Below are 16087 nucleotides of genomic sequence, written 5' to 3' on the forward strand. Positions count from 1 at the left end.
TGCTAATATACCTATATATTATATATCCTATAATTAGGGAATTTTTAGAGAGCATCCTCCCATAAATTCTTATAACTTATGCCGCCTCAAACTCTCATAGCATGCAAAACACTTTGAAACAGCACTGGAACCCAACTTCTTGGAAAGACAAGCCGATTAAGCAACTTCCTGAATACCCTAATCAGGAACACTTAACCGAAAGTTATAATAAGCTAACAAAACTCCCCCCTCTTGTAACTTCATGGGAAATTGAGGCCCTTAAGAGCAAGTTAGCTGAAGTCTCAATGGGTAAAAGCTTTTTACTCCAAGGTGGAGATTGTGCAGAGAGTTTTGATGCTACTACCTCCCCTAAAATTGTGAACATGTTGAAGGTGATGCTCCAGATGAGTTTCATATTGATTCATGAGATGGGAGTGCCTGTACATAGAATTGGACGTATTGCCGGGCAGTATGCTAAGCCCCGATCAAGCGATTTTGAGCAAGTAGGCGACAAAAAGATATACAGTTACCGTGGGGATCTTATCAACCGTTACGAAGCTACTGAAGAAGCCCGAATCCCAGACCCAGAACGCTTAATAGAAGGATATCATAAAGCAGGGCTTACTATAAATTTCTTGCGTGCTCTTGCCGATGAAGGCTTTGCTGATTTACGCCATCCAGAGCAATGGGAACTCGATTTCATGCTGAATAATAAATATTACGCTGAATACGAGGCTATGGTAGAATCGATTACAAAAGCTGTGCGTTTTATGGAATCGATAGCCCCAACTCGCGTAAATAGCTTGCAAAAAGCTGATTTTTACACTTCACATGAAGCATTGAACTTATATTACGATGCTGCTCAAACGCGTGAAGTTCCTAGAAAAACGGGATTCTTTAATCTGAGTGCACATATGGTTTGGGTGGGTAACCGAACGCGTGAACTTGAAGGGGCTCATGTGGAATATCTACGAGGCATTCAAAATCCAATTGGCATCAAGGTAGGGACTCCATTCGAAGTTGATGAAACCATCAGGTTAATCGAGACCTTAAACCCTACCCATGAAAGTGGTAAGATTGTTCTTATTACCCGTTTTGGAAAAGAAGAGATTGAAAATGGACTTCCTCCACTTATTCAAGCCGTTCGAAAAGAAGGACTCCCAGTGGTTTGGAGTTCTGATCCTATGCATGGAAATACTTTCGCTACGGATACATCTCTAAAAACTCGCAACTTTGACCATATTCTTGAAGAGATTAAGTCGGCCTTTGCCATTCACCGTGCAGAGGGAAGCTACTTAGGTGGAGTTCATTTAGAAATGACAGGGGATAATGTAACTGAATGTGTAGGAGGAGCCAAAGGTTTGAATGAATCTGGACTATCTACGAACTACGAAACATTCTGTGATCCTCGTTTGAATTATGAGCAGAGTTTAGAGCTCGCATTTCTTATTGCCAAAGAGTGGAAACAAAGTTATTTCTGATTTTCACCATCCATATTTTGATCAAAGCCCCTTACAATTGTATGGGGCTTTTTTTTATCTGTCAATTTTGTCAACGGCTCTGACTCCTCGTCAACTCTGCTCTGTCATTCTTAATGCCACATTCATAACAGGCTGAAAAAAATTCACGCTACTTTTGCAAAGCTGACAGATACTTTCGCAAAAATTCAATTGGCATTAAGCTTGTAAAAATGGAACTGAAATTGATGATCAAATAAACAAAATCAAATCAGAGAGGTTCCAATTATGGCACTTATTAAATATCAGAGACCAAACACAGATCTATTCTCCAAAAACTTTAATGACATCGTAGATGAAATGTTCAACGGAAGTTTGAACTATAAATCTGATTCATTCATGCCTAATGTTGATGTAGCTGAAAATGACGCTTCGTTTGAAATTTCAGCTGAACTACCAGGTATTAAGAAAGATGATATAAATATCGAATTAGATAATGGTCGTTTAACCATAAGCGGTGAGCGTAAATTTCAGAATGAAGAAAACGCTAAAAACTACCACCGTGTAGAAACCAAATACGGCAAGTTCTCCCGTTCATTCTATCTCCCAGATAGTATAAACGAAGAGAGCATTAATGCCCAATATGAAGATGGCTTATTAAATATCACCATCGAGAAAAAAGAAGAAAAGGTTAAGAAGAAGATTCAAATAAACTAACCCTTCAAATCCCATAAATATTAGTTAGTGATGTCGGAGTTGTGTGAAAGCAACTCCGGCTTTTTTAATTCCAAATTGTATCAACATACAATATTCAAAGCTGCTTTCGTTGTAGCAACAGTAATTCAATCGAACATCAAGAATAGACCTATGAATAATACAATAAGAAACATTTTTGGAGTAGCAGCCGCCATATTGGTGATGCTTGGAGTTAATGAGATCACCGACAGTAATACCATAAAGCTACCCAGTTATGATACCGATGTCACTTCTGCAGAAAACCGCCCGGTTAACTCATTTAAAGATTTCAACGATGCAATTGTGGACATCGCTGAGAAGACCAACCCTGCTGTTGTGATGATAACCACTGAAAAGGTGCAGCAGCGAAGAGTTATGCAAAACCCATTTTCACAATTCTTTGGGAACCCCTATGGTGGAGATTCAGAGACTCGTGAATACACTCAACGCGGGCTAGGTTCTGGTGTGATTGTATCTGATGAGGGCTATATCATCACCAACAACCATGTAATTGCCGATGTAGATGAAATAGAGGTACAACTTTATAATGGTGAATCTATAAAGGCAGAACTTGTGGGAGCTGATCCGGCAACCGATATCGCTGTTTTAAAGGTTGATATAGAAAATTTGCCCACCGTTAAACTTGGAAATAGCGATGACTTAAAAGTTGGTTCATTTGTGTTGGCAATTGGTAGCCCACTGAGTGAAAACCTAGCTCATACCGTTTCATTTGGAATTGTATCTGCGAAACAACGTTCCATTGGTTTAATTGGACAAGGCACTGGCTTTGAAGATTTCATTCAAACAGATGCAGCTATCAACCCTGGGAATTCTGGTGGTGCACTCATTGATATGAATGGAGAGCTTGTCGGCATAAATTCTGCTATAGCCTCACGATCTGGTGGAAACGACGGTATCGGCTTCGCCATCCCAATTAATTTAGCCAAACGAATTATGGATGATCTTGTTGATGACGGTGAAGTATCAAGAGGTTACCTAGGATTATACTTTGGTGGCGAAGTTGATCGCACCATGGCAAAAGCACTTGGCATCGATGACGCTCGCGGGTTTATTGTAGCTCGAGTAGAAGAAGACGGCCCTGCAGCAAAAGCTGGATTACAAGAGCAAGACGTAGTGGTTTCAATAGACGGTGAGAAAGTAACCAACTGGACCATGTTTAGATCCAAAATTGGAACTATGAAACCAGGTGAGAAAGTAGAACTAGGCATCCTTCGTGATGAAGATTCCAAAACTATTCAAGTTACTCTTGGTGAACGTGAAGAAGAGATGTTTGCAACTACTGAGCCTGCAAAGGTTGAGTCGATGGAAGAAAAAATTGGGTTTAATGTTAGCGACCTAACAGACAACTTCCGTCGTCAGCTCCAATTAGATTCAGATGTTGATGGAATTGTGGTTACTAATATCAAACAAAGTAGTAACGCATATGAGCGTGGACTCCGAAAAGGAGACGTTATTACTGCTGTAAAGAGAAACAAAGTTAAAACGGAAACTGAATTCTTTGATGAGTTAGAGAAGATCTCGAAAAGTGGCGACGAAGTTGTGCTACTCACAGTTATGCAAAGAGGTGTTAAGCAGTATATAGCCTTTGAACTGTAAGATCCCCTAACTCTAATATAACTCCATACCATAAAGCCTCTTTTAGGAATAAAAGAGGCTTTATTTTTTAACTATTTCAGAACCTTATGCTTAAAAAAACACTAAAACCCTTCTCTTTACAAATCATTACAACGAAAAGAGTAATTACTGAAGTTTAATATGCTCTTTAGTACAAGTTTTTGAGAGCTATGTCGCCTAATAAGGCATATAGTAGTAATAGTGAATTGGAGTTTTTTATAAGAATCGGAAACAAATAAAACCCGATGAACTATAAAAGAATGACCCAATTATTGTACCCCGAAAAACCAAAACCCAGTCCCTGATACGGCCTGGGTTTTTTTATTAAAACAAATTCTGATTGAAATAATAGCTTATCCCTGCATTGATACCCCAATTAAAATTTTTCAGGGATAACTCACGAGTGTCATAATCAGTATTATCATTTCTATACAACAGAGACACCCCCACATTTAAGGCCACTTTATTCTCAATGAAATAATAGAAATTGGAATTAAGTCGTGAAGCATAAATATAATCTTTGTTCACACTAGTATCCTTTTGGTTTGCCAAAGTCACGCTATTCACTAATGATGAATTAAGCTGAAATCTATCGGCGAAATTCCAAAGCCATTCTGCTTCAACGGCTGTTTCATTCATCCAGTTATATACATCAGATTCCTCTAAGGGAAACATCCATACATTCTTTGCATGTAAGGCGAATTGATGATATAAATCGAGGTTTTTATACCAATCATAATTTAGATTTACTGAAGCTGAACGACTTGTAGTAGACACCCTATTTTCAATATTAGCTATCTCATCATTTTCTTTGGATAGTTGATTCATATAAGAGTAATCAAGACTTAAATATGCTTCATATCCTTCGAAACGATTGCCTAAACTCTCATTAAATACATCATTTAGATAAAATATATCGAATGCCCCTACTTGATCGAGCTTCCCATTAGTTGCTCTATTCATGTCACCCCAAAATGATTTCAGAAAGCGATCTTTTGTAACCTGATACCCTTGAAACCTTGCGAAGTATTCCGCTGAATTTAAAATCTCTTCTCGAGCAAATGATTCATTACCCAACGCTTTAAACCTTTCATTCATCCTTAAGGCTCGAATTACGGGTGTTACATTTCGAATTCTTCCAACGCCAATTCCTATTTGTGGCCTTACTATGATAGTTCTATTTAACTCTTCCTCATCAATAGTTGAACTACCGTTGCTGTCTATATCTTGAACTTGTTTAGACCATTGGATTTCTGAATATAGATTAGTGATTAGAAACGAATTACTTGATAGGTAATAATTATTTTCAGCAGCTAATACCGTTCTTATAGCGTTATTTTTGTTTAAACGGCTTTGCTCTATGCCACCGCTCATATTCTCACTTTCTTGCTTATACCTTAACGTATTGCGAGAAAGCTCTGTAAATGTATTTAGCGAAAAGACTCTTTGTTCACTTTCTTTATAGAGTTGGAAAGTTGGAATTACATTGAGGTTGAAAATTCGATTTGAAACATCATTCTCATTATTTGAAATGGTAGGATTATCATTTATTTCCTTGCTCCAACTATACCTTCCATTTGTGCCTATACTACCCGTTCTAATAGAAAAATTTGTATACCCCCAATCTGGAAGCCTATAATCCAGCAAATATTGAAAGTCATCCGGATTTGTAAAGCCCGTACTTACTTGAGCTTTGATTGGAATTGAACTTATAATTACTAACCCAATGATTGATAGTAGCTTTTTATACATGCTATGTGTCCCCTTTTATTAACGATTTAAACAAATATGATTTTACACGTTCTAACATTTTATAGCATATCAATGTGATAAAAATCCTTCCCCATCTGCTATTAAGTCAGCCCATTTTTTTGGCACGATTTTGGACTTAAGCCTTATGGAATTAATATAAAGGACGGATTATGAATTTGAACAAATACACATTAAAAGCTCAAGAGACTATTCAGCAAGCCTTGGAACTTGCTCAATCTTTGAATAATCAAGCCCTCGAACCGGCTCATATTTTAAAAGCCTTTTTGGTAGACAACGACAATGTTGTGGTTACACTTCTAAATAAGCTAGGAGCTAATGTAACTAGCGTGGAGCAAGTTGTAGATGCTGAGTTACAACGACTTCCCAAAGTTCAAGGTGCATCAGTATCAGGGCAGTACTTATCAGTTACTTCTAAAGAAGCTTTTGATAAAGCTCAAAAAGAAGCTACAGCATTAGGCGATGAATATATTAGCTCTGAACACATTCTAATAGGGATGTCTGAGACAAAATCAGCTATTGGCTCGCTCTTAAAAGACCAAGGCTGTACAAAAGAAAACATCCTGAAGGTTCTAAAAGAAGTTAGGGGAAATCAGACCGTAGATGATCCCAACGCTGAAAGTAGATATGCTGCTCTAAAAAAATATGCTCGTGATTTAAACGAACTGGCTGAAAAGAACAAATTAGACCCTGTAATTGGTCGCGACCAAGAAATACGGAGAGTGATGCAAATTCTTACTCGCCGCACAAAGAATAACCCGGTTTTAATTGGTGAACCTGGTGTTGGTAAAACAGCAATTGCCGAAGGTATGGCGTTGCGAATTGTACGAGGAGATGTACCTGAAGGCTTAAAATCTAAACGAATTGTAGCCTTAGATATGGGCGCGTTGGTGGCAGGAACAAAGTTTAGAGGCGAATTTGAAGAGCGACTCAAAGCAGTAGTAAAGGAAGTCACTGATTCGGATGGTGAACTCATTCTCTTTATTGACGAGATTCACACCTTAGTTGGTGCAGGTGCTACAGAAGGTGCCATGGATGCGGCTAATATTCTAAAGCCAGCTCTTGCTCGTGGAGAAATGCATGCCATCGGTGCTACTACCTTAGATGAGTATCGAAAGTACATTGAGAAAGACAAAGCTCTTGAACGCCGCTTACAAACCGTTTTAGTTGGTGAGCCTTCCATTGAAGACACCGTTTCTATTCTTCGTGGACTTCAAGAGCGCTACGAAGTTCATCATGGGGTTCGTATTACTGATTCCGCTATTGTAGCTGCTGCTGAACTCTCTCATCGATATATAGCTGATCGTTTTTTACCCGATAAAGCTATCGATTTAATAGACGAATCAGCATCACGGTTAAGGCTGCAAATTGATTCTCTTCCTGAAGAGCTAGATGGCATCGAACGCCAAATTAGGCAGCTCGAAATTGAGCGTGAGGCTTTAAAGCGTGAAAAAGATAAGGGCAAAATTAAAGGGATTGAGAAAGAGCTTGCGGACCTTGAAGAGCAACGAAGTACTATGCGTGTTCAATGGGAACAGGAAAGAGATACTATTCAAAGAGCACGTGAACTTAAGCAAGCCATCGAAACCAGCCGTAACGAAGCCGATAAAGCGGAACGCCAAGGCAATTATGAAAAAGTAGCTGAGTTACGATATGGCACCATCACACAATTGGAAAAAGACCTCGAGCAAACCAAAGCAAAGCTCGACGAAATGCAAAATTCCAAAGCACTACTCAAAGAAGAGGTAGATGCTGAAGATATCGCAGACATCGTGGCACGCTGGACGGGTATCCCAGTTAAACGCATGCTTCAAAGTGAACGCCAAAAATTACTCCTTCTTGAAGAAGAGTTACACAAACGAGTAATAGGCCAAGATAACGCTATTGAAGCAGTATCAAACGCCGTGCGCCGCTCACGCGCTGGTTTACAAGATGAAGAACGACCCATAGGCTCTTTCTTTTTCTTGGGATCTACAGGTGTTGGTAAAACTGAGTTAGCCCGTTCATTAGCAGAATTCTTATTCAATGATCAGAATGCGATGATTCGCATCGATATGAGTGAATACATGGAAAAGCATAGTGTAAGCCGATTGGTTGGAGCGCCTCCAGGCTATGTAGGCTATGATGAAGGTGGACAGTTAACCGAAGCTGTGCGCCGTCATCCATATTCTGTTGTGCTACTTGATGAAATTGAAAAGGCACATCCAGATGTGTTTAACATCCTACTACAAGTATTAGATGAAGGCCGATTAACCGACAACAAAGGCGTTACGGTCGACTTCAAGAATACTATAATCATCATGACTAGTAATATCGGTTCACATCTCATTGTGAATGAAATGGAGAAATCAGGTGGTGAGCTTGATGAGGAACAGTATGCAAAACTACAAGAGCAGTTAATAGACCAACTCAAGAAAACTATACGTCCAGAGTTCCTAAACCGTGTGGATGATACGATTGTATTCCACCCCCTTGGAAAGTCGCATATTCGATCAATTGTAGACATACAATTAAGACGTGTGCATCAACTTTTAGCCAAGAATAAAGTGACGCTTCATATACCTGAAGGGGTAAAGGATTGGTTAGCTATAAGAGGTTACGATCCTGTATACGGTGCTCGTCCTCTAAAACGTGTGATTCAACAGAACATCACCAATAAACTAGCCACACAGCTAATTATGCGTGATTCAGATGAACCCATAGAATATGAAGCTACCATTAATGCGGCAAAAGACGGAATTGATTTCGCAGAAGTGGTGAATGATCCGGAGAAGTGGGCAGAAGAAAAATCAAAATGAGCTGATATTTTACTTTGAGTAAAGCTTTAAAGGGATAGAAATTTCGTTTCTATCCCTATTTTTTTGTCGATGATTGCCCAAATAACTTAGAAGAAGTCATCCCTACCCCAATTACAACCAAACTTCCTACTAGGGTATATAGAGGCCATGCGATTGCGAGACCTTCGCCTGGAAGAATATTCTGTACTGGCCCTTTTACTAAGAAGAGTAGCACCACTAAGCCAGTAAAAAAACCAATCACAGCATCTTTCGAGTTAGCTTTTGAGGACAGCATCCCTAAACCAAAAGCTCCTAATAACCCACCATAGGTGTACGAAGCAATACCTAACCCGAGCTCAACTACCGTTGGCCTCTCACCCGCTTGCAGTTGAAGTACCGCAAATAGAAATGCAGAACCTGTTAAGATTACGCCCCAAACTAATGTGATAATACGAGACGTCTTTAAATCATCCGCATCGGTGTTCTGTTTACCGAAGTACGGCTTATACAGGTCGTAGGTAGTTGCAGATGCTAACGAATTTAACGATGAACTAAGGCTACTCATGGCTGCAGCAAAGAGTGCCGCTACGATTAAGCCAGAAATACCTGCGGGAAGCTGCTCTACTATAAATTTCGCGAAAATCTCATCATTGGTAGCCAAGCCAAGCTCGGTAAATGTCACGCCTTCATAGAAAGCGAATAGCATTAAACCTACTACTAAAAATAGCGCAAATTGAAACATCACTACCAATCCGCTCCACATCAATGCCTTTTGGCCTGACTTTAAATTACCCGTCGCCAGTAATCGCTGAACTAATAACTGATCGGTTCCATGCGAAGCTAACGAGAACACCGCGCCCCCTATCACAGCCGTTATTATCGTATATGGCTGCGCGATGAAATCGGCAAAACTTAAGTCAAAGCCGGTTCTAAAAATCTGGAATTTATTCCCTTCCTCTGCGAAGGCACTTACGGTATTCCAACCATCAGGTAGTTTATTGAGTAACACAAACATCGCGATTACTGCACCCCCTAAGTATATTCCCATCTGAACTACATCCATCCATACAACTGCTTTAATTCCCCCAAAAAAGGTGTAAACCAAGGTGATTACAGAAATCACAGATATAGAAAGGAGATATAGTTCTAAATCGCCCCAGCCAATGAATGCACCGCCTAATCGAAGTATAATAGCTAGTGGTATAGCCGTTGCAAACAAACGAACTCCATCCGCCAATAATCGTGTAACCATAAAAGTAGAACTGGTCACATTACGCATGGTAGCTCCAAATCGTTTTTCCAAGAACTGATAGGCTGTATACATCTCGCCTTCATAGTATTTTGGAAGGAATAGCAGTGCTACTACTATTCTACCAAGGGCATATCCAATTGTGATTTGAAGAAAAGTGAGGTTCCCGCCATAAGCTACGGCAGGTATACTTATAAAGGTAAGAGTACTAGTTTCTGTGGCCACTACTGAAAATAAAACTGCCCACCACGGGATGCCTTCTCCTCCTAAAAAATAATCTCTTGTTGAAGTCTGCTTGCCAGATGCTCGCAATCCTAAAACAGCAATTCCTATCAGATATAATACTAAAACGGTGTAATCAAGTAGCGTAAATCCTGTGGTCATGAATATGTAATCAGATCAAATGTTTTGCATCAATTCTTTGGTTTCCTACTTCGGTATTGTACACTCTACAATTAAAACCTTTTTGAATTCCATAAGCCCCATAGGCTCCATTTTTATTGAGAGCAATATATCCTACTTGAGTGTTTTTTAAACTTCGATTTTCTCTTTTATTCCTATCAACTATTCTTTGAGCTGCTTCCTTACAGGCTTCTTCTGGGGTGCTTCCTTGTCTCATAAGTTCCACGATCAAAGCACTACCTGCTGTTTTCACAACTTCTTCCCCTAAGCCTGTTGCGCACGCTGCACCTACTTCTGGGTCAATAAATAGACCTGCCCCTATGATAGGTGAATCTCCAACTCTACCGTGCATTTTCCAAGCCGCACCACTTGTAGTACAAGCGCCACTAAGTCTGCCTTCTTTATCTAAGGCGAGCATCCCAATAGTATCATGATTTTCGATATTCACTACCGGCTTATATTCTGAAGTTTTAAGCCACTTCTGCCATGCTTGTTCAGCTTTGGGCGTTAATAGATTTTGCGCTTCAAACCCTTGCTCTAATGCGAATTGCTTTGCGCCTTCACCAGCTAACATGATATGCGGTGTTTCTTCCATCACCTTTCTAGCAACAGAAATAGGATGCATGATATCCTTTAAAAAAACCACGGCACCGCAATCGCCTTTTTCATCCATAATACATGCATCAAGCGTTACATTGCCTTCGCGATCAGGTCTTCCCCCATAACCAACGGTCATATTATTAGGATCTGCTTCCTCTACTTTTACCCCTGCCTCTACTGCATCTAAAGCATATCCGCCTGATTCTAACACATCCCAGGCCGCTTCATTGGCATCATCGGATGTGTGCCATGTTGCAATCACAATGGGCTTCGATATTTTTATTGTATCTATAGAATCGCAGCCATTTGTTAGAAATGGTACTCCCCCCAACAACCCTGTCTTTAAAAACTTTCTTCTATCCATAACCTTAATAAACTTACCCTCAATATTTGGGCAAGCTAACTGAACTACACCTTTAATCCAATTCTGCGTCTTTTAAAAACTCAATAAACGCCTGAACAGCCCTTCCTCTATGGCTAATATTGTTTTTGATTGCCGCATCTAATTCCGCAAAGGTCTTTTCATAACCTGTTGGCTGAAACACCGGATCGTACCCAAAACCATTTTCACCCCTTTTATCTAGAGTGATATCTCCTTCACAAATGCCATCAAAAGTATACTCTTTATCATCATCCACTAAGGCAATTACTGTTCTGAATTGGGCACTTCTATTCTTCTCATCCGACAAGGCCCCTAATAGCTTCATCACATTGTCATTATAAGTAGCATCTTCCCCTGCGTATCGCGCTGAATAGACTCCAGGTGCTCCATCCAATGCTTCCACTTCTAGCCCTGTGTCATCAGAAAGTGCTGGTATTCCAGTAACCTTATTTACATATCGTGCTTTTTTAAGTGCATTGCCTTCTAAGGTATCTTGATCTTCAACTACATCTACTAAATCAGGGATATCTAAGGCTGATACTAATTCGATACCAAGCGGAGCCAAAATGGCTCTCATCTCTTCAATTTTATTTTTATTTCTAGTGGCGAGTATGACTCTATTCAGCATCTTTTCTCGGAAATAATTTATAGTAAAGATTAATGGCACTTCCTACGGTTAACATCCCATTCAAGACGATGTAAACTAGTTCGTTTATGAGCACAGAATGAACTGTGAGTAATAAACTTGAAGAAACATACATCAAAATAAACGCGAGGCTTATGTCCGTTTTACCTGCCTTAATGGTTTGAAGTGTCTGAGGGATCCAAGCCCCTATCAGGATTGCAAAACCCGTCCAGCCTAAAATTTCAATTCCACTCATCGCATATCCTTCAAAATATCTTGAATAGCGGTATTACTGAGTCTTGGACCGAATTGAGAAACGACTTTTGAAGATGCAAGACTAGCTAATTTACCTGAGCCGGCATAGCTATGGCCATTGGTGATTCCATATAAAAATGTACCTGCAAACATATCGCCTGCTCCGTTGGTATCAACAGCATTTACTTGGTATGGCTCGATATCAACAAAGGTATCGCCGTCAAAAATCATAGCCCCGTTTTTACCTTGGGTAATAACAAATCGCTTAGCTACTTCTTTTAGCTTTTCACGAGCATCCATCACATCTGATGACTCTGTAAATACCATCGCTTCTTCTTCATTACAGAATAATAAGTCAACACTATCACCAATCACTTCTCTAAATGGAGCTTTAAATCCTTCTACTATTGACGGATCTGAAAGTGTAATAGACGTTTTAACGCCATTCTCTTCAGCGATTTTTTTGGTAAGCTTCATCGCTTCAAAAGCAGTTGGCGATGCAACGAGGTAACCTTCTAAATAAACATACTCTGAAGCTTTAATGGCTTCTTCATTAACCTCTGCAACAGACAAAGACGTCGTAATGCCTAAATAAGTATTCATGGTACGGTCGGCATCGTCTGTAACCATCACTAGGCACTTACCAGTAATTCCATCCTCACGATCAGCGTTGTCGAGGTTGGTTGCAATTCCAGCATTCGACAAATCATTCAAGTAAAAATCGCCGAACTCATCGTTAGCTACTTTACAGGAGTAAAATGCTTTGCCGCCGAATTGAGACACCGCCATTACAGTATTAGCCGCAGAACCACCTGACTTTTTACCAACACTCTTATTGTTGATAGCTCCCAACAACTGAAACTGTGTCTCTTCGTCTACTAAAGTCATAAGCCCTTTAGCAATACCATGCTCGTTCAAAAACTCTTCTTTAACTTCTACATCGATATCTACTAAAGCATTTCCAATTCCGTAGACGTTGTATTTCTTTGTCATATTTAAATAATCGTTCAATTAATAATCTTTTGACTCAAACCGAGGTGGGCGTGAATACCATTCCGTTCCGTTTCTCGAACCTCTAAAAGTACGAATATTTAATAGAAAGTGGGGTACTAATCTTGTTTGCTAAAACCTTAAAAAGAACAACTAATCTTAATTCAGTTTTGTTACTTTCCTCACCATGAAAGATTTCAAGACTTTTTTAATTCAACGGCTGCAACAATCTCTACCAGGAGCAAACGCTCAAAATTTAATGCGTCCTATTCCAGAACATGAAAAATCTGGAAGGCTTGCTTATTCTCCGAAAGACCAGAATTTTAGGAATAGCAGTGTTCTTGTTCCCATAATTACTTGGAAGGATGAACTTGAAATCATATTTACCCTAAGAGCATCAGGTATAAAGCACGCTGGGCAAATCAGCTTTCCTGGCGGAGGGCGTGAAGGTGATGAAAGTTTTGAGGAAACAGCCATTCGCGAAGCCCATGAAGAAATTGGCTTACAAATGGATAATGTAGAAACAATAGGTAGCTTATCGCCATTGTATATTAACCATTCAGAGCATTTAGTAACCCCTATTGTAGGCTTCCTTCATTCTGAACAAGAGTTTTGTGCAAACCCTAACGAAGTAGATGAAATTTTTACAGTTCCAATTTCGATGTTTTTGAAAGATGAAATCAATAGAACTGAAGATTGGAACCTGCGAGAAATAAACTATAAAGTGCCATTATGGGAAGTACATGAAGTACCACTTTGGGGTGCAACCGCGATGATGTTAAGTGAATTCGTTGAAATATATCGAGAATTTCATTCGCACATTAACCATTCTGCCTCATAAGCTTAGCGACATCTCTGCCCAATTGCATACCTAAAGCAACCCCCATTCCACTTAAACCAACGGCAATAAAAGCTTGATCACCTATAGGCTCTAGCTTATAAGCTTTTGATGGAGTGAAACCCATAATTCCCGACCACTCACGGTCGATTTTCCAACCATTCGGTAATTGGAGTACATCATTGGCAAACTCAATTAAATGAGCTTTAATGGATGGATTGATTCCAAAATTCACGGTCTCTTCTTCACTTTTAGCTTGATTCCGTGCTCCACCCAACAACAATCTGTCTTCCCCTAGATTTCTAAAATAAATATACCCTTCATCCACGTGGAAGGTGCCTTTCCAAGATAAGTGGTCTATTGGCTTTGTGATGAATACATATCCTCTACCTGGAGTTACTTCTAGATCTGGCAAAAGATTTTTACTGAAGGCATTCGTTGCCACTAGTAATTGTTCGCATGCTATAATCCAATCATTAGCTAAGCTAATTGATTTTCGATCTTCTGAGATAGCATTCACTTCTGTTTCCCAACGAAACTCCACCCCTACATTAATTGCTTTTTGATGAAGTGTTTTTAATGCCTTCCCGGGATGTAAAAGCCCTTCAACTCTATTGAAAATCCCTTTATACCCCTGATACTCTCCAAGCTTATAAACCTCTTCTTCTCCAATAGTTTGTTCCATCCACTCATTTAATTGAGGCACAAACTCCGCCACTTGGTCATACTCGCTTTGCTCTGTGAAAATCTCCCAACCGCCTACACTACCGTAGTCCATATTTTCATCACCAATGGTCTCTCGAAGAAGGTTTAGCCCAGCATATCGGCTTTTCACTCTTTGCATTACGGCCGACTTATCTTCTAACTCAAGATCACTCTTCAACTCCCCCACACTACCGATGCAAGCAAATCCAGCATTGCGTGTACTTGCTCCTATGGGGAAAATGCCACGATCTAGCACCAGTACTTTTTTATTGGGCTGATTGAGTTTATAAAAATAAGCAGCCGACATACCGGTAAGTCCCGCCCCTATGATGACCACATCATATTTTTGATTATAGAGCTCTTCTTCCCAATACGATCTGTTTTGCCCTGTCATCGGTTACTTTGTATTTAATACTAATGAAGCCATGAGTGGGGCTGCCGTTAAGAAGAAACGATCATCCACATTGTATTTTGGGTGATGCCACACATAGGTAGAATCGGATTCTTCACTTCCACTACCTACAAAGAAAAATGCTCCTGGAAAATGCTCTTGATAGAAGGCGAAGTCTTCGCCAGCCATACTTGGGCGTTCCAAATCAATAACTGCATCTTCCCCGAACAAAGCATTTGTTTGCTCAAGTACATTAAGCGCTTCTTGCTCTGAATTAATTACTGCTGGGTACCCTTGTTTAAATTTAAAGGTATAACTGCCACCAGCTGCTTCAGTGATACCTTTCAACAAGGCTTCGAGTTTTTGCTCGATTAATTTTTTAGTGGATTTGCTGAAAGTTCGCACCGTGCCCAACATCTTCACACTTTCAGGAATGATGTTATAGGTAGTCCCTCCTTCAATTTTACCAATAGTAATAACCGCTGATTCTGTTGGATCAACATTTCTACTAATGATGCTTTGCACGCCACTAACGAATTGGGAAGCTAATACAATTGGGTCTATAGCTTCATGAGCACGCGCTGCATGCCCTCCTTTCCCAATTATCTCAATTTCGATTTCATCAGGACTTGCCATAAGGGGTCCAACTCGAGTTGCTACCGTTCCCGGAGCATGACTTGGCGAAGTATGTAAACCATACACGGCGCTTACATTCTGTGATTGCAAATAACCAGTCTCACATAAAAGCTTACCACCTCCAGGCAAACGCTCTTCACCTGGTTGAAATACGAGTAGTACTCGCCCCTCTATTTCGTCACGAAGCTCCATCAAAATGGTAGCCACACCTAATAAATTTGAGGTGTGTGCATCATGACCACAGCAATGAGCCACTCCTTCTACTTTCGAATAAAACTCTTTTTTAAAATCCCCTTCTTCTTGAATGGGTAGAGCATCAATATCAGCTCGAAGTGCAATTACGCGATCAGATTTCTTAGCTCCTTCAATAATGCCCACACACCCTGTTTCTAGTGGACTCTCGTAAGGAATGCCCAGATCGTCTAACCGAGATTTTATGTACTTGGTAGTTTCAAATTCTTGGTAACTCAATTCTGGATGCTGATGAAGATATTTCCGGGTACCCACCATTTCTTGGAAATATTTCAGAGCTAATTCTTTTATTCGTGCGTGCATTTTATCTATCTAATTTCGTAGTAAATCCAATAATACGGTTTAAATTTCTAATGTGTAACTTTAGAGGTTAAGGTTCGTAGGTAACCGGCACTAATATTTTAAAACG

13 protein-coding genes are annotated in these 16087 nt (G+C 39.9%); 5 read left to right on the top strand and 8 right to left on the bottom strand.

Features of this window, described 5'->3' with window-relative positions:
* Positions 1 to 101: 101 nt before the first annotated feature.
* From B155_RS0105180 to B155_RS0105190, 3 genes are all read left to right on the top strand, one after another.
* Entirely contained in the window at positions 102 to 1460 is a 1359-nt protein-coding gene (locus B155_RS0105180; RefSeq protein WP_018127185.1) for a 3-deoxy-7-phosphoheptulonate synthase class II, read from the top strand.
* A 264-nt stretch (positions 1461 to 1724) separates the two neighbouring features.
* Positions 1725 to 2153, top strand: a complete 429-nt coding sequence (locus B155_RS0105185; protein ID WP_018127186.1) for an Hsp20/alpha crystallin family protein — start codon at positions 1725 to 1727, stop codon at positions 2151 to 2153.
* A 150-nt stretch (positions 2154 to 2303) separates the two neighbouring features.
* On the top strand, positions 2304 to 3788 hold the full coding sequence (locus B155_RS0105190) for a Do family serine endopeptidase (RefSeq protein ID WP_040368243.1): 1485 nt from the start codon (positions 2304 to 2306) through the stop codon (positions 3786 to 3788).
* A 342-nt stretch (positions 3789 to 4130) separates the two neighbouring features.
* On the opposite strand, the gene B155_RS0105195 is transcribed toward B155_RS0105190, so the two are convergent.
* Positions 4131 to 5558 carry a hypothetical protein gene (locus tag B155_RS0105195; protein ID WP_018127188.1) on the bottom strand — a complete coding sequence of 476 codons (1428 nt, stop codon included), beginning with the start codon at positions 5556 to 5558 and terminating at the stop codon, positions 4131 to 4133.
* A gap of 170 nt (positions 5559 to 5728) precedes the next feature.
* Here B155_RS0105195 and clpB point away from each other — a divergent pair, with 170 nt between their 5' ends.
* Positions 5729 to 8374, top strand: a complete 2646-nt coding sequence (clpB, locus tag B155_RS0105200; protein WP_018127189.1) for an ATP-dependent chaperone ClpB — start codon at positions 5729 to 5731, stop codon at positions 8372 to 8374.
* A gap of 55 nt (positions 8375 to 8429) precedes the next feature.
* On the opposite strand, the gene B155_RS0105205 is transcribed toward clpB, so the two are convergent.
* The 5 genes from B155_RS0105205 to B155_RS0105225 are packed head-to-tail and all read right to left on the bottom strand — an operon-like array spanning position 8430 to position 12859.
* Positions 8430 to 9986 (bottom strand): sodium:solute symporter, encoded by a 1557-nt coding sequence (locus tag B155_RS0105205; protein ID WP_018127190.1) that lies wholly within the window; start codon positions 9984 to 9986, stop codon positions 8430 to 8432.
* A gap of 10 nt (positions 9987 to 9996) precedes the next feature.
* Complete coding sequence (locus tag B155_RS0105210; RefSeq protein WP_018127191.1) at positions 9997 to 10968, bottom strand: isoaspartyl peptidase/L-asparaginase family protein; 972 nt, start codon at positions 10966 to 10968, stop codon at positions 9997 to 9999.
* 52 nt (positions 10969 to 11020) lie between these two features.
* Positions 11021 to 11614: an RdgB/HAM1 family non-canonical purine NTP pyrophosphatase gene (gene rdgB / locus B155_RS0105215; protein WP_018127192.1), complete on the bottom strand. Its 594-nt coding sequence runs from the start codon at positions 11612 to 11614 to the stop codon at positions 11021 to 11023.
* Entirely contained in the window at positions 11604 to 11867 is a 264-nt protein-coding gene (locus tag B155_RS0105220; protein WP_018127193.1) for a PQ-loop domain-containing transporter, read from the bottom strand. The genes rdgB and B155_RS0105220 overlap by 11 nt, the downstream gene beginning before the upstream one ends.
* Positions 11864 to 12859: an adenosine kinase gene (locus tag B155_RS0105225; RefSeq protein ID WP_018127194.1), complete on the bottom strand. Its 996-nt coding sequence runs from the start codon at positions 12857 to 12859 to the stop codon at positions 11864 to 11866. The genes B155_RS0105220 and B155_RS0105225 overlap by 4 nt, the downstream gene beginning before the upstream one ends.
* 184 nt (positions 12860 to 13043) lie before the next feature.
* Here B155_RS0105225 and B155_RS0105230 point away from each other — a divergent pair, with 184 nt between their 5' ends.
* Positions 13044 to 13697: an NUDIX hydrolase gene (locus B155_RS0105230; protein ID WP_018127195.1), complete on the top strand. Its 654-nt coding sequence runs from the start codon at positions 13044 to 13046 to the stop codon at positions 13695 to 13697.
* Here B155_RS0105230 and B155_RS0105235 read toward each other — a convergent pair.
* The gene (locus B155_RS0105235; RefSeq protein ID WP_018127196.1) at positions 13678 to 14793 is read right to left on the bottom strand and encodes an NAD(P)/FAD-dependent oxidoreductase; all 1116 of its coding nucleotides are present in this window, start codon (positions 14791 to 14793) and stop codon (positions 13678 to 13680) included. The genes B155_RS0105230 and B155_RS0105235 overlap by 20 nt on opposite strands.
* Before the next feature lie 3 nt (positions 14794 to 14796).
* A complete protein-coding gene (locus tag B155_RS0105240; protein WP_018127197.1) occupies positions 14797 to 15981 on the bottom strand; it encodes a M20 metallopeptidase family protein in 1185 nt (394 codons plus the stop codon).
* Between the last annotated feature and the right edge of the window lie 106 nt (positions 15982 to 16087).

It is taken from the genome of Balneola vulgaris DSM 17893, assembly GCF_000375465.1.
GTDB classification, from domain to species: domain Bacteria; phylum Bacteroidota; class Rhodothermia; order Balneolales; family Balneolaceae; genus Balneola; species Balneola vulgaris.

Excerpts from the sequence above, each read along its gene's own strand:
- B155_RS0105180 (WP_018127185.1), top strand. The coding sequence starts at position 102 with ATGCAAAACACTTTGAAACAGCACTGGAACCCAACTTCTTGGAAAGAC.
- B155_RS0105185 (WP_018127186.1), top strand. The coding sequence starts at position 1,725 with ATGGCACTTATTAAATATCAGAGACCAAACACAGATCTATTCTCCAAA.
- B155_RS0105190 (WP_040368243.1), top strand. The coding sequence starts at position 2,304 with ATGAATAATACAATAAGAAACATTTTTGGAGTAGCAGCCGCCATATTG.
- B155_RS0105195 (WP_018127188.1), bottom strand. The coding sequence starts at position 5,558 with ATGTATAAAAAGCTACTATCAATCATTGGGTTAGTAATTATAAGTTCA.
- clpB (WP_018127189.1), top strand. The coding sequence starts at position 5,729 with ATGAATTTGAACAAATACACATTAAAAGCTCAAGAGACTATTCAGCAA.
- B155_RS0105205 (WP_018127190.1), bottom strand. The coding sequence starts at position 9,986 with ATGACCACAGGATTTACGCTACTTGATTACACCGTTTTAGTATTATAT.
- B155_RS0105210 (WP_018127191.1), bottom strand. The coding sequence starts at position 10,968 with ATGGATAGAAGAAAGTTTTTAAAGACAGGGTTGTTGGGGGGAGTACCA.
- rdgB (WP_018127192.1), bottom strand. The coding sequence starts at position 11,614 with ATGCTGAATAGAGTCATACTCGCCACTAGAAATAAAAATAAAATTGAA.
- B155_RS0105220 (WP_018127193.1), bottom strand. The coding sequence starts at position 11,867 with ATGAGTGGAATTGAAATTTTAGGCTGGACGGGTTTTGCAATCCTGATA.
- B155_RS0105225 (WP_018127194.1), bottom strand. The coding sequence starts at position 12,859 with ATGACAAAGAAATACAACGTCTACGGAATTGGAAATGCTTTAGTAGAT.
- B155_RS0105230 (WP_018127195.1), top strand. The coding sequence starts at position 13,044 with ATGAAAGATTTCAAGACTTTTTTAATTCAACGGCTGCAACAATCTCTA.
- B155_RS0105235 (WP_018127196.1), bottom strand. The coding sequence starts at position 14,793 with ATGACAGGGCAAAACAGATCGTATTGGGAAGAAGAGCTCTATAATCAA.
- B155_RS0105240 (WP_018127197.1), bottom strand. The coding sequence starts at position 15,981 with ATGCACGCACGAATAAAAGAATTAGCTCTGAAATATTTCCAAGAAATG.